General features: G+C 61.5%; 13 protein-coding genes. 9 read left to right on the top strand and 4 right to left on the bottom strand.

The window, feature by feature from the left end; genetic code table 11:
• The first annotated feature begins 10 nt into the window (after window positions 1-10).
• From DKK67_RS05430 to DKK67_RS05445, 4 genes are all read left to right on the top strand, one after another.
• On the top strand, window positions 11-319 hold the full coding sequence (locus DKK67_RS05430) for a hypothetical protein (protein WP_111495149.1): 309 nt from the start codon (window positions 11-13) through the stop codon (window positions 317-319).
• Between the two features lie 68 nt (window positions 320-387).
• Entirely contained in the window at window positions 388-990 is a 603-nt protein-coding gene (locus DKK67_RS05435) for a DUF6988 family protein (protein WP_162628756.1), read from the top strand.
• A gap of 93 nt (window positions 991-1,083) precedes the next feature.
• Window positions 1,084-1,626: a hypothetical protein gene (locus DKK67_RS05440; protein WP_111495153.1), complete on the top strand. Its 543-nt coding sequence runs from the start codon at window positions 1,084-1,086 to the stop codon at window positions 1,624-1,626.
• Between the two features lie 501 nt (window positions 1,627-2,127).
• Window positions 2,128-2,757: a hypothetical protein gene (locus DKK67_RS05445; protein WP_162628757.1), complete on the top strand. Its 630-nt coding sequence runs from the start codon at window positions 2,128-2,130 to the stop codon at window positions 2,755-2,757.
• Window positions 2,758-2,850: 93 nt separating this feature from the next.
• Here the strand turns inward: DKK67_RS05445 and DKK67_RS05450 are convergent, their stop codons facing one another.
• Window positions 2,851-4,572 (bottom strand): bifunctional protein-serine/threonine kinase/phosphatase, encoded by a 1,722-nt coding sequence (locus DKK67_RS05450; RefSeq protein WP_111496775.1) that lies wholly within the window; start codon window positions 4,570-4,572, stop codon window positions 2,851-2,853.
• Window positions 4,573-4,628: 56 nt separating this feature from the next.
• Window positions 4,629-5,471 (bottom strand): formate/nitrite transporter family protein, encoded by an 843-nt coding sequence (locus tag DKK67_RS05455; protein WP_111495157.1) that lies wholly within the window; start codon window positions 5,469-5,471, stop codon window positions 4,629-4,631.
• Window positions 5,472-5,919: 448 nt separating this feature from the next.
• Here DKK67_RS05455 and DKK67_RS05460 point away from each other — a divergent pair, with 448 nt between their 5' ends.
• From DKK67_RS05460 to DKK67_RS05480, 5 genes are all read left to right on the top strand, one after another.
• On the top strand, window positions 5,920-6,801 hold the full coding sequence (locus tag DKK67_RS05460; protein WP_111495159.1) for an AEC family transporter: 882 nt from the start codon (window positions 5,920-5,922) through the stop codon (window positions 6,799-6,801).
• A 599-nt stretch (window positions 6,802-7,400) separates the two neighbouring features.
• The gene (locus DKK67_RS05465; RefSeq protein WP_111495161.1) at window positions 7,401-8,483 is read left to right on the top strand and encodes an extracellular solute-binding protein; all 1,083 of its coding nucleotides are present in this window, start codon (window positions 7,401-7,403) and stop codon (window positions 8,481-8,483) included.
• A complete protein-coding gene (locus DKK67_RS05470; RefSeq protein ID WP_204355734.1) occupies window positions 8,480-9,562 on the top strand; it encodes an ABC transporter ATP-binding protein in 1,083 nt (360 codons plus the stop codon). Before DKK67_RS05465 ends, DKK67_RS05470 begins: the two co-directional genes overlap by 4 nt.
• A complete protein-coding gene (locus tag DKK67_RS05475) occupies window positions 9,559-10,419 on the top strand; it encodes an ABC transporter permease (RefSeq protein WP_111495163.1) in 861 nt (286 codons plus the stop codon). The genes DKK67_RS05470 and DKK67_RS05475 overlap by 4 nt, the downstream gene beginning before the upstream one ends.
• A gap of 11 nt (window positions 10,420-10,430) precedes the next feature.
• Window positions 10,431-11,294 (top strand): ABC transporter permease, encoded by an 864-nt coding sequence (locus DKK67_RS05480; RefSeq protein WP_111495165.1) that lies wholly within the window; start codon window positions 10,431-10,433, stop codon window positions 11,292-11,294.
• Here DKK67_RS05480 and DKK67_RS05485 read toward each other — a convergent pair.
• Both DKK67_RS05485 and DKK67_RS05490 read right to left on the bottom strand, forming a co-directional pair.
• Complete coding sequence (locus DKK67_RS05485) at window positions 11,288-11,644, bottom strand: hypothetical protein (RefSeq protein ID WP_162628758.1); 357 nt, start codon at window positions 11,642-11,644, stop codon at window positions 11,288-11,290. The genes DKK67_RS05480 and DKK67_RS05485 overlap by 7 nt on opposite strands.
• Window positions 11,637-12,980, bottom strand: coding sequence for a GMC oxidoreductase (locus DKK67_RS05490; RefSeq protein WP_111495169.1), 1,344 nt, complete (start codon window positions 12,978-12,980; stop codon window positions 11,637-11,639). The genes DKK67_RS05485 and DKK67_RS05490 overlap by 8 nt, the downstream gene beginning before the upstream one ends.
• Window positions 12,981-12,999 lie beyond the last annotated feature (19 nt).

Here is a 12,999-nt window from a genome sequence, read left to right on the forward strand (position 1 = left end):
TTAACTGCTTATGAAGCTGTCAGATAGAGAAAGAAAACTGGCCGAGGTATTGGAGAGGCAAGTACAGACAACCCAACGCCTTAGGTGGTTTTTTCTGGCTATGGGCATTTTTCTGATTTCGATCTCCGTGGGCGCCTACCTTTTCTTTCTTGCATCAGGTCAGCATGCGGTTGTGGAGCAGATTGAAGCTCACCCAATGTTCTATCTCGGAGCTATCGGTGCCGGTATTGCGTTTGCCTGGAGCTTTCAGGGTTTTAAAGGTAACCCTCAAAAAGAGTTACTCATTAAGCTGTTACGGGACCGAGAGCCCGGCAGTTAACCAAGTGGTCAACGGGACGCCAACTACGCTGCGCTTCGTTGCCGCCCATTACGACCGGCGTTAAAAATATGGATGTAGCTCCAGCGTTAAAACGATCAAAGGGTATTCAGGACTGGTTCGATCAAGAACTTAGTTCCATAAAGTATCCAAATACTCAGAGGAACTTGCTTGCTTGTGCGTGTTTTGACATGGCTCTGGAGCATTATAAGGCTATCGTGCAGCTGATTAATCTGAGACTGACAGGCTCTGCCTTTGCCTTGGCACGTTGCGTATTCGAGTCATACATCAGAGGCGCATGGCTATATTTGTGTGCCTCGGAGAAGGAACTCGAAAAGTACCAAAAAGATACGTTACGGATGAAAAAAATGGATCTTCTGATTGAAGATGTTGAAAGGAATGAGGACTTTCAATCAGGGGTCTTGTCGAGGGCAAAGAGCGCTACTTGGAAAGACCTGAATGGCTTCACTCATAGCGGCTACCAACAGCTGAGCCGGCGTTTCACAGGTAATGTCCAGTCGCCACAGTATGATGATCAGGATATTGTCCTGGTGATTAAACATGCTACAGCGCTAGCTTTTTTGAGCGTTCACATGGTTGCCCAAGTGGCTGGTAACTCGGAACTTGATGGACGCCTCGATCAGAAAGCCAAGGATGAACTTGGGAATTTTTAACCAGTAGCGCAAGCGGACCGCTTTTCCGGCGCGGTTGCGCCTCCAAATCGGCCGCTTCGCATGGCGTTACGTGTAGAGGGAGCTGACACGCGAATGAAGACCAAGTTGAAGCAGTTCATTCAGCACCTCTTCCATGAAATTGAGGATGAGGATAAGGCAGAAGAATATTTAGACAACGCCCTGCCTTATATCGGAATGATCGTGATGTACTTCAATTCGCTGGAGAGCACTCTGGATTCGGTTCTTTGTGAGAACTTCACAGACCGAACCGATGCGACTGGACTTATCGTCCTTAACAAAATGAACTATTCCTCTAAAGTCGATCTGCTGAAGAGATTTTGCGACGACTTTCAAATCGGTATGTCCAGTCGTCTCAAAGGGTACGATAAGCTTTTAGTGGATCTCAGAGAGTGTGCACGGCTACGAAATTTAGTCGTCCATGCTAATTGGGAAAGCACAGATGAGGACGGATTCACCTACGTTCGTCTTCGAATGTCGAAGAAGGGAATGCAGCAAGAGTATGTCCAGTTTACTGAAGAGTCTCTTCAAAAAATCTTCGAACTGATCATACAAACTCGTTCTGACCTTTATGAGTTTTGGGAACACCGGAATGATGTTCTGTATGGCAGGGCATAGTCACGTAACAAGGCGCGTAAGGCGGACGCCCCTGACGGGCCGCCGCTTCGCTTGGCGTTAAATGCTTATGAGAACGTTCTTGATAAATAACGATGAAGGGCATCTCACCGGGTTCGAGATTGCGAATTCGTTCCTTTCGTCAGGTGGTATTGCAAAGTACGTTCGCCGAATCAAGGGGGGCGAGGTTACTGGCAGGCGCGGATGGTTCTCAGCTGATGAAGTTCATGTGCGTTTTTCATTTTCTGGCAAACGGTTCATCGTTTGGGAGCCGTTTGGAGATAACAGCCGCTTGTGGGTTGGCCCGGAGGACGGAGAGGAAGCTCCGCCAGATGTAATTGATGAATTGAGGGCGAAATTTGAGGGCACAAATAGAATGAGGTTTTCGCCTTGATCCAGTTCGCATTTAACCAGGCCAATCACAGCGACAGCTTTTTCGTTGCGGCTCCGCCTTCACTACAAAGCTGCGCGTGTTGGCGGCGTTAGAGGATGAATCAAGCTTTCATGAAAGCTGCTTTAAAGTTCATAAACGTTGCATGGGGCATAGCCTTTTCTGCTTTTTTCGTGGGAATTCTTTACGGAAGCATTGTAGGTCCCCTGCCGCCGGCTATGGCGGCCTATGTATCAGTATTTCAGGAAGGGCTAGAGGCTTTTCTTTCGTCCTGGCTCTTTTTTGTCGTGTTTGTGGTGGGCTGGATTTTTGCGATTTACCACATGAGCAGACAGAGCGGTTGGGCGGCGCTAGCGAGACGCTACAGATTCACAGGTGGGCCGTTGGGGGCCAAAAACAAGTTTCATACGGGTAGTGGTCGGATTGGCAACGTTGGTTACAACAACATGGTAAAAGTCGGAGTGTTTGAATCTGGGTTAGTGTTAAAAGTTTTCTTTTTGTTTAGGCCGGGGCACCCTTGCCTGCAAATTCCTTGGCACGACATTGAATCCATTGCCTTCCAAAATAGTGCAGCCGACAGATTTAGGAATCCGGTAGTTCACGCTATTTCAAGCAAGCTCTCCCGGTCTAAATACGCGAAGATTTCACTTAAAATGGTGCCCGGACAGAATCTCACTATCCCTTGGACAGATGAGTTTAACTCAAAGGTTCCAAGTGGGGTTGTAGTGCATGATGACCTCTAACAAGTAGTTGTAGTTGGTTATGGACTTCCCAAGCTGCAGTGAACACTCCATAGCGCCTCTGCGGCGGGTGTTGTTCTCAACATTTAAGAAACCCTACCGCACCAACAAATAAACCACCGCCGCCGCCAAAACCGCCGAAACCCCCTGCCAAACCGCCACCGGATTGCGCTCCAGTAGCGGTGGCCGCGTCTTGTTGAGGTACGCCTTATTGGGGTGCCGCAAGTCGTAGGTGAACTCGGAGAGTTCCTGGAAGCGTTTGTCCGGGTTGGGGTGCAGGGCCTTTTTCAGGGTTTCGTCGATCCAGGCGGGAATCGGGCGTTCATCGTCCAGCACCGAGCGGTACTTCAGGGTGCGCTGGGCGGCGGCGGTTTTGGCTTTGGCCACATCCGGGCCGTAGGGAAAACGGCCGGACAGCAGATGATAGGTGAGCACGGCCAGGGAGTAGAGATCCGACCGCGCGGTGCCCACTTCGCCCATGAAATACTCCGGCGCCATATACAGCGCGGTGCCGGGCAGGGCGAGGGGATCGTGGTTGGTGCGCGCTTCCTCGATGCCGGCCACCCGGGCGGCGCCCAGATCGATCAGGCGCACGGTGCCGTGGGTGTCGATCATCACGTTGTCCGGCTTCAGGTCCTGGTGCAGGATTTCCATTCGGTGCAGGGCGTACAGGCCCTTGCTGATCTGCTCGACCAGGCCGCGCACGGTTTCCAGATCCGGCTGCGGGTTGTCGGCCAGCCACTGCTTCAGGGTCTGTCCCTCAATGTATTCCGTGACCGTGTAGAGGTACTGGCGCTGGCGCGTCTGTGGGCCGGCTTTCATGACGTGCGTGCTGTGGACGCGGCGGGCAATCCACTCCTCCATCAGCAGCCGCTCCAGGTAGTCCTCGTCCTGTTGCAGGTCGATGGACGGCAGCTTGAGTACCACCCGCCCGCCGCTGTCCTGATCTTCCGCCAGATAGACGTGGCTGCGGCTGGTGGCGTGCAGTTCGCGCAGGATGGTGTAGCCGTCGAAGTTCGCTCGGTCTTCCAGGACTGGCGGCAGGGGCAGGTCGGCGATGGTGGCGTGGAAATCGGGCGTGGTGGCCCGGGGGAGGGAATCCACCCGCGCGATCTGCAGGGTCAGGTTGTCGGTGCTGCCGTTGTCGAGGGCGTGGTCGATGATGCGCCTCGCGGCTTCGTCCAGATCGTTGGCATATTCCTGGCAGCAATGGAGAATGAAGGCGGTGTCGGCGTGTTCGTAGACGCCGTCGGTGGCCAGGATAAACAGGTCGCCCGGCCGGATGGCGACGGACCGGTAATCGAGTTCGACCGTCTCGTCGATGCCCAGCGCCCGGCTCAGGTAGTTCTCTTCGGGCGAGACCCAGAGGCGATGGTCGTGGGTCAGCTGTTCCAGCCCGGCTTCGTTCAGACGGTAGATGCGGGTGTCGCCCGCGTGGATCAGGTGCGCCCGGTCGGCCTTGAACACCAGCGCGCTGAGGGTGCAGACGTAGCCGCGGTTCTTGTCGAAACGGCCATCGCCCCGCTGGCTCTGGGAGTGCAGCCAGCCGTTGGTGGCGGTCAGCACCCGCTCCATGGCGTGGCGCACGGACCATGCGTCGGAGGTGCAGTAATAGTCGTCCAGAAAGGCGCGCACGGCGGTTTCGCTGGCGATGTGGCTGACATCGCTGCTGCTGATGCCATCCGCCATGGCCAGGGCAATGCCCTTGAGATCCCGCATCGAACCGGTCGGGTTGTGGCAGCCGTGGAAGTCCTGGTTGGACGGTTTGTGCCCGCGGTCGGTGTGCTGGCCGAGGGCAATGGTCAGTCGGTTTTCCATATCCAAAGCGGACACCCCCGCCGCTGAGGCGGAGGTGTTCCGGGACGGCAAGCCGCTCAGGCGGTCGCCCGCTCGGTAGACGGATGCGTGTCGATCTTACGCTTGGGCGCGGTGCGCACGTGGGTGGTGTACAGGGTCAGGCCGGTGAAGGCGAGGCCGCCCACCAGGTTGCCCAGCGCCGTGGGGATCTCGTTCCAGATGAAGTAGTCGGCCACGGAGAAGCCGCCGCCCATGATCATCGCGGACGGGAACAGGAACATGTTCACCACCGAGTGCTCGAAGCCCATGAAGAAGAACAGCATGATGGGCATCCACATGGCCAACACCTTGCCGGTCACGTTGGTGGAGACCATCGCACCGACCACGCCCATGGACACCATCCAGTTGCACAGCATGCCGCGGATGAAAATGGTGATCCAGCCGGCGGCGCCGTACTCGGCGTAGCCCAGGGTCCGGGACTCGCCGATGCCGGCGATCTTCTGGCCCACCGGGCCGGGATCGGCGTTGAAGCCGTAGGTGAAGATGAACGCCATCATGAAGGCGACGGTCAGGGCGCCGGCAAAGTTGCCCAGGAACACCCAGCCCCAGTTACGCAGGATCTGGCCGACGGTAACGCCCGGGCGCTTGTCCAGCAACGCCAGGGGCGTGAGCATGAAGACCCCGGTCAGCAGGTCGAAGCCCATCAGGTAGAGCATGCAGAAGCCGATGGGGAACAGTATGGCGCCGATCAGGAAGACGCCGGTCTGCACCGCGACCGTGACCGCAAAGACCGCCGCCAGGGCCAGGATGGCACCGGCCATGTAGGCGCGGATCAGGGTGTCGCGGGTGGACATGTAGATCTTGGATTCGCCGGCGTCCACCATCTTGGTGACGAATTCCGAAGGAACCAGATAGGACATGGTAGCTACCTCACTCAGTGATCACGTGTTGAATCGCTGTCGGGCCGCCTCGCGTGGACGGCTTTCTTGTCGTCGGGCATAAAACCTTCGGGCATAAAAAAACGACGCCGGCAGCGCACCGGGTGTGCCGGTGGTTGCGGACGTCGTTGTCCGGGAGAGCCCGAGAGCTCCGGTATGTTTGCCAGGCCGGCGTGGTGCCGGCACTGGATTCAGAGCAACTGCCGTGCCCGTTTCCGGATTCATGTGAAAACATGAATGGATTCATTCGGTTGCGATCTGGGGGCGGATGCGTTGCCGGGGTGTCCGGCGGCCAGTCGGTGTCTTTGGCGCACTATTCTGGTTCGTCAGCACGTTCCCCTGCGATTTGTGCTACCTCATTGATCACGCTGCGAAAGTCCCTCCGGGACGCTACAATGGCCGGCCGTGTTATCGCCTGGAGGAGTGGAGAGTGCTGTCGGCTTACCTGAATGCGTTGTTCCCCGTGGTGTTCTGTGCCGGGCTCGGGCTGTTCCTGGGGATCAAAACGACGCTGCTGGATTCCCCCAACCTGTCGAAGCTGGTGACGTTGATCGGCCTGCCGGCGCTGATCCTCAAGGCGCTGCTGGGCATGGACACGCCGGTGTGGTCGGTGTCCGACACCTTCACCGCCATCCTCGCGGTGCTGGCACTGTCCGCCGTGGTCGGTGCCATTGCCCTGAAACTGGCCGGGCTCGAAGTGCGCGGCTACCTGTCGATGCTGGTGAATCCCAACACAGGCAACCTGGGGATTCCGTTGGTGTTCTCCTTGTTGGGCGAGGAGGCGCTGGTGCACGCGGTGGTGATCTCCACCGTGGTCCAGATCAGCCATTTCACCCTGGGTGTGTGGCTGTTGTCGGGACGCTTCTCGCTCAAGGCGATCCTGTCGAATGCCTCGATCATCGCGCTGATCCTCGGGCTGATCTGGATCGCCACGGGCCTGCAGGCGCCGGAGACGGTCACGCGCACGCTCGACATGCTGGCCGGTATGACCATTCCGGTGATGCTGCTGCTTCTGGGTCGTTCGCTGTCGACCATCAACCTCAAGGAGATGGGGCAGGTGGGGCGCATCGTGGGCCTCTCCATCGGCCGGGTCGTGCTGGGTATGGGTGCGGCGGCCGCCGTGATCGCCGTGCTGCCGCTGCCGTCTATAGTCGCCCATACCCTGCTGATCCAGGCCAGCATGCCGGTGGCGGTGATCAGCTACATCCTGGCCACCCACTACGACGGTCCCAAGGACGACATTGCCGCCGTGATCCTGCTGAGCATGCCGTTCTCGCTGCTGGCGGTGTTTGTGGCGCTGCACTTCTTCTAGGCGGCTGTCGCGGCGGGCGCGCACCGAGAATGTAGCCGAAACTTCAGTTTCGGAGGGGCCTGCCAGGGCCCTGGTTTCGCGTATCGGGCAGCCCTGCGGTCTGCTCGGAAGCTGAAGCGTCCGCTACATGGGTGCCGGGTATCGGTGAACTCTGGCGGTTACCGCGAGTGGAATGTAGCCGAAACTTCAGTTTCGGAGGGGCCTGCCAGGGCGCTGGTTTCGCGTATCGGGCAGCCCTGCGGTCTGCTCGGAAGCTGAAGCGTCCGCTACATGGGTGCCGGGTATCGGTGAGCTCTGGCGGTTACCGCGAGTGGAATGTAGCCGAAACTTCAGTTTCGGAGGGGCCGCCAGGGCCCTTGATGGGTCTATCGGGCAGGCCTGCGGCCTGCTCGGAAGCTAAAGCATCCGCTACATGGGCTTGGGGTATCCGCGCTTTTCTGCTCATTGATCCAAATGACCCCGGCCATCCGAATGGCCCGTTTCCTGCTGCAGATTTCACCAAAGTGTCATATCTGGTCTATACCGTTCTGGTAACCCAATGAATCCCCGGTTGTTGTGTCCTGCCGGGGCCGATTGAATGGCAGACGCGAGGAAGCAGCATGGAAGGCAAGCACTGGACATCCCTGACCCGAACCGGCATCGCCACGGCGCTCGTAACCGCGCTGTTCTCGACCCACGCGAGTGCCGAGGAACTGCGGCTGATCACCTGGGGCGGCTACGCGCCCGATGACGTGGTGGCGCAGTTCGAGGAAGAAACCGGCATCGACGTGCAGGTGACCCTGTCCAACAACGAAGACATGATCTCCAAGCTGCGGGCCACCGGCGGCGCCGGCTTCGATCTGGCCCAGCCCAGCCAGGACCGCATCATCGGGGTGCAGCGTCAGTTCAACGTTTACCAGCCCATCGACGTGAGCCGCATCGACGCCGCCCAGATCCAGCCCTCCATGCTCAAGGCCACGCAAGAGTCCACGTCGCTGAACGGCCAACAGTACGGTGTGCCGGCGGTGTGGGGCACCAGCGGCCTGATCGTCAACGACGCGGTTGCCGACCAGGTGACCGATTACACGGACCTGTGCAGCGACGCGGTGGCAGGCAAAGTGAGCTACCGTCTCAAACGTCCCACGCTGATCGGCTTTGCGTTTGCCCTGGGCGAAGATCCGTTCGCGGCCTATAACGATCCCGACCAGTATGAGTCGATCATGGCCAAGGTCGAGGACAAGCTGATCGACTGCAAGCCCAACGTGAAAACCTACTGGACCGGTGGCGACCAGCTGCTGTCCCTGATCCGCACCGGCGAGGTGACCGCGGCCATGGCCTGGGACGCCGGCGGCTGGAAGCTGCACGCCGAGGACCCGTCGATCCGCTTCGTGGCGCCCGAGTCCGGCGCCCTGGGCTGGATCGATACGTTCGCCCTGCCGCGTCGCAGCGAGAACGTGGACGCCGCCTACAAGTGGATCAACTTCGTCATGCAGCCGGAGATCGCCGCGAAGATTACCAACCAGTCGGGCAACTTCACCGCCTCCAAGGGCGCCGACGAGTTCGTCAAGGCCGATCTGCGCGACGCCTACCGCCAGAGCTTCGACGAGGACGCCCTGAACAACATCAAGTGGTACCCGCCGGTGCCGCCGGGTCTGGAGTCGATGGAAGGGCAGGTGCTCGACCGCGTACAGGCCGCCAATTGAGCGGGGGTGACGCCACCCCGGACCTGTTCTGCGACCAGCTCGTCCGTCGCTTCGGCAGTCACGCGGCGGTCGACCGGGTGTCCCTGGACGTCCCGGCCGGTTCGTTTTTCTCCATCCTCGGGCCGTCCGGCTGTGGCAAGACCACGCTGCTGCGCATGCTGGCCGGTTTCGACCGGCCCGATGCGGGGGAAATCCGCATTCGCGGCGAGCGCATGAACGAGGTGCCGCCCAATCGCCGGCCGGTGAATATGGTGTTCCAGCACCTGGCGCTGTTCCCCACCATGACCGTGGGGGACAACATCGGCTACGGCCTGAAGCGGCGCAAGGTGCCGGCGGCGGAGCGTCGTCAGCGCATCGCCCGGGTGCTGGAGCAGGTCGGCCTGCCGGATCTGGCGGACCGCCAGCCGGCACAGTTGAGCGGCGGCCAGCGCCAGCGCGTGGCCCTGGCCCGCTGCCTGGTGCTGGAACCCACGCTGCTGTTGCTGGACGAGCCCCTGGGCGCGCTGGACCTCAAGCTGCGCGAGCAGATGAAGGTGGAACTCAAGCACCTGCAGAAAGCCTTCGGCACCACCTTCGTTTACATCACCCACGACCAGTCCGAAGCCATGGTCATGTCCGACCGCGTCGCCGTGATGCGCCAGGGCCGGTTTGAACAGGTGGCCGCGCCGGAAACCCTGTACCGCGAGCCCGCCACCCCATTTGTGGCCGGCTTCGTCGGCGACAACAACCGCCTGCGCGGTGAAGTGTCGCGGCGGGAGGGCGAGCTGGCGTACCTGCGGCTGGCGGACGGCTCGGAAGTGTGTGGACGGATCGCCGGTGATGCCCTGGAAGCTGGCGCTACGGCGGACCTGTTTGTACGACCGGAGTCGCTGATGCTGTCCCCGGAGGGCGTCTCGCAGCTGCGCGGCCGGGTCATCACCACGCTGTTCGACGGCGCTAACAGCCGGGTCGAGGCCAGCGCGGCGGGGCATACGCTGTTCGCGCGCCTGCCCCAGGACGGCTCGGTGGGCCAGCTCGCGGCGGATGCGTCCCTGAATCTGTCCTGGGACCCGCAACGGGCCACGGTGTTCGCCGCATGAGACCTTCCGCCGGCAAGCTCTCCCTGTGCCTGCTGATGGCGCCGTTCGTGCTGTGGATCGTGCTGCTGGTGGTCCTGCCGCACCTGCAGATGCTGCGGGTGTCGTTCCACGTTCGCGAGACCTGGGACACGGTGGCTTTCGGCCTGGAGCAGTACGGCAACTTCTTCTCCGAGTCCTACTACTGGCGCACGTTTGTGCGCACCGGCGTGATGTCCCTGTTCACCACCTTCCTGACCCTGGTGATCGCCTTTCCCATCGCCTGGTACATCGCCCGGCTGGCGCGTGGGCGGTCGAAAGGGGTCTTGTTCCTGGCCTGCCTGATCCCGTTCTGGGCCAGTGAACTGGTGCGCACCTACGGCTGGATGATCCTGCTGCGCGAAAGCGGCCTGTTCAGTGCGATCCTGCAGGCCGTGGGGCTGGCGGACGGGCCGGTGGAGATGCTCTACAACGACGCCGCAGTCATCGTCGGCCTGGTCTACAACGGCCTGCTGTTCATGGTGGTGCCGCTGGTGACCACGCTCGACGGCATGGACGAGCACATCGTCGAGGCCGGCTACGACCTGGGCGGCAACCACTGGACCGTGCTGCGCGAGATCATCCTGCCCTGGGCCATGCCTGGCGTGGTCTCCGGCTGCATTGTGGTGTTCATGCTGACCCTGGGCAGCTACCTGACGCCGATCCTGATGGGCGGCAAGGACAGTGCCTGGTTCACCGAGCAGATCTTCACCCAGTTCATCACCCGCTTTAACTGGGAACAGGGCGCGGCGCTGGGCGTGTTGCTGCTGGTGTTGTCCTCGGTGATCGTCTGGGCCGGCCTGCGGGTGACCGGGCAGAATCTGCGCAAGGTGATGGGGTGATGGGGTAAGTCATGCTGCGATCGGTTCCGCGTTCGGCCTGGTTTGATCGCCTGTATCTGGCGTACCTGGTGGTGTTCTTCCTGTATCTGGCGCTGCCGCTGCTGGTGACGGCGGTGTTTGCCTTCAATGACGCGCCTTTTCCCTCGCTGCCCTGGCAAGGCTTCACCCTGGACTGGTTCTTCGCCGACGGCAGCGACGGGCGCACCGGCCTGTTCCACGACGACGGGCTGCTGTCGGCGCTGTGGGTCAGCGTGGTGGTGGCGTTCTGGGTGACGCTGTTGTGCGTAGCGATCGGCTGCGCCAACGCCATCCTGTTCGAGCGGCTGGAATTTCGCGGCAAGGAGCTGCTGTATCTGGTGATGCTGCTGCCGCTGGTGATCCCTGGTGTGATTCTCGGTGTGTCGATCCTGGTGTTCTACAGCGGCATGGCGAATCAGGCCTCGCAGCAGTGGGGCATCGAGCTGGACGTGTTTCGACCGGGGCTGCCGCTGGTGATCGCCGGCCAGGTGGCGTTTATCACCACCCTGTGCACCCTGGTGATCGCGGCGCGGCTGCGCAAGTTCGATCGTCAGTTGGAAGAGGCGGCGCTCAATCTCGGGGCAACGCCCGTGGTGGCCTGGTTCACCGTTACCCTGCCGTGGCTGATGCCGTCGATCCTCGGCGCGGCCGCCATGGCGTTCCTGATGTCCTTCGAGAACTTCAATACCACCGTGATGTTGACCGGCAGCGACACGCCGCTGACCGTCGCCCTGTTCAATCGGCTGCGGGAAGGTTCGACGCCGGTGCTCAATGCCGTGGCGCTGTTGCTGATGGTGGGCTCGGCCCTGCTGGCCGTGCTCGCCATGGGCCGCGGCGGCAAGGGCCGGTCTCAGTAGCCCAGCGGCGGGCGGTGGGTCAGGTAGGCCAGGGCGTAGAGGTCGAGTTCGGTCGGCGCGTAGTAGAACCCCTGGTAGACGCGCAGTGGCTCCTCGCGCGCCAGCATCGCCAGGCGTTGGCGGTCGATACCGTCGGCGGAGATCACGCCTGCCCGGGCCAGCTGCGCCCGTAGGGTGTCGGCCGAGCACTGACTGGCATAGCCGCCGAAGTGGTGTTCGGAAAGCGCGGCCAACTCCTGCGAGAGCGCATTCGACATCGTGCTGCCGTCCAGCCCGTCGGCATCGACCCGGCCCAGCCAGCTCCAGGCCACCAGCCCGGCCAGCCCACGTAAAAACGTTCGCCTATCCATGCTGGATGCCTCCCAGCAGGTGGTCCGCCAGCCGCAGCGCCAGCGCGACGATGGTGAAGGTGGGGTTGGACGCGCCGCCGGCGGGGAACACCGACGACCCTGCAACGTAGACGTTGTCGGTGGTGTGGACCCGGCAATGACGATCCACCACCGAGGTGTCCGGTGAAAGCCCCATCCGGGTGGTGCCCATCAGGTGGCCCCCGCCGTGAACCCTGAACGTGGGTGCCAGCAGGGAGGGGCGTCCCAGGCCAGAGTGCAGCAGGGCCCGGGCAAAGTGTTTCCAGGTGGTCCGGGCCAGCTCATCGAAGGCGAAATGGAAATCGACCCGGGGCCGTGGCTGCCCCAGGGCGTTGTGCTGGTCGCTGTCCGATACCCGGTTGAAAGGGTGGGGCGGCAATTCGGCACGCAGGCTGACGGGGGTCAGGAGCGCCTCGCGACGCCGCCCCAGCAGGGGCTCGGAGGTGACCTGAACGCGGTTGAAATCGGCGCTGAGCGAGATCAGGCCCTGCTCGACGCAGTAGTCATCCGCCAGCTGCAGGGCGTGCACCACGCGTTCGCCTTCGTCGATAACCGGCTGCAGGCGCGGCCAGTCCAGATACATGTGCGCCACGGCGTAAAGGTGCGGGTGATCCATCAGCCCCACACCCACCGGCAGATCGTCTCCCAGCCCGGACAGCTGCAGCAGCCGCGGATTACCGATACCGCCGCAGGCCAGGATGAAGCGGTCGGCGGTCAGCCGCATGGCCGGGGTTTCCGGAGCGGAGGTGCTGCGCAGTTCAAGCGCCGTGGCGTGGCCGCGACGATGCAGCAGCCGGGTGCAGGTTGCGTTTAGAACCAGATCAATGCCGGTGTGGTTGGCGATGGGCTCGTGGAACTTCCGGTTGAAGCGCACGGGCGGGCTCAGGAAGAAGGGTTTGTAGACCAGCGTGTCGCTGTCCGGGATTGCGACCGACGCCCGGTGGCTGGCATTGGCCGGCAATTCCAGGATGGCGGCGGCGTCCGGGTACCAGCGGCTGAGCGTGGCGAAGGGAATCGGCCATTCACCCGCCAGGAAGGCGCGTTCCTCCAGCACGGCGCAGAAGCCGCCCCAGATGGTGGAGCTGCCGCCGAAACAGCGCTGGGTGTGCATCGGGAAGTAGCCGTCGCTCAGATCGCCGTGCAGTTCGACGCGGGCCAGATCCTGGGCGGTCGCAGACGCGGTCAGCCCGCCGCTCTCGATCAGGGCAATACGCCGCCCGGACGCCTGCCCCAGGGCCAGGGCCGTGGTGATGCCGGCCGGGCCGCTGCCGATGATGGCGAAGTCGTAGTGCCGTTGTGGCGGGGTTTCCAGGATCACCGGTCGATGTCCCTATCAG

This window comes from Marinobacter bohaiensis, from assembly GCF_003258515.1.
Classification (GTDB): Bacteria; Pseudomonadota; Gammaproteobacteria; order Pseudomonadales; family Oleiphilaceae; genus Marinobacter_A; species Marinobacter_A bohaiensis.

What these genes read in the sequence shown, in the direction of transcription:
- DKK67_RS05440 (WP_111495153.1), top strand. Translation starts at nt 1,084, where the DNA reads ATGAAGACCAAGTTGAAGCAGTTCATTCAGCACCTCTTCCATGAAATT.
- DKK67_RS05455 (WP_111495157.1), bottom strand. Translation starts at nt 5,471, where the DNA reads ATGTCCTATCTGGTTCCTTCGGAATTCGTCACCAAGATGGTGGACGCC.
- DKK67_RS05450 (WP_111496775.1), bottom strand. Translation starts at nt 4,572, where the DNA reads ATGGAAAACCGACTGACCATTGCCCTCGGCCAGCACACCGACCGCGGG.
- DKK67_RS05445 (WP_162628757.1), top strand. Translation starts at nt 2,128, where the DNA reads ATGAAAGCTGCTTTAAAGTTCATAAACGTTGCATGGGGCATAGCCTTT.
- DKK67_RS05475 (WP_111495163.1), top strand. Translation starts at nt 9,559, where the DNA reads ATGAGACCTTCCGCCGGCAAGCTCTCCCTGTGCCTGCTGATGGCGCCG.
- DKK67_RS05480 (WP_111495165.1), top strand. Translation starts at nt 10,431, where the DNA reads ATGCTGCGATCGGTTCCGCGTTCGGCCTGGTTTGATCGCCTGTATCTG.
- DKK67_RS05435 (WP_162628756.1), top strand. Translation starts at nt 388, where the DNA reads ATGGATGTAGCTCCAGCGTTAAAACGATCAAAGGGTATTCAGGACTGG.
- DKK67_RS05465 (WP_111495161.1), top strand. Translation starts at nt 7,401, where the DNA reads ATGGAAGGCAAGCACTGGACATCCCTGACCCGAACCGGCATCGCCACG.
- DKK67_RS05485 (WP_162628758.1), bottom strand. Translation starts at nt 11,644, where the DNA reads ATGGATAGGCGAACGTTTTTACGTGGGCTGGCCGGGCTGGTGGCCTGG.
- DKK67_RS05430 (WP_111495149.1), top strand. Translation starts at nt 11, where the DNA reads ATGAAGCTGTCAGATAGAGAAAGAAAACTGGCCGAGGTATTGGAGAGG.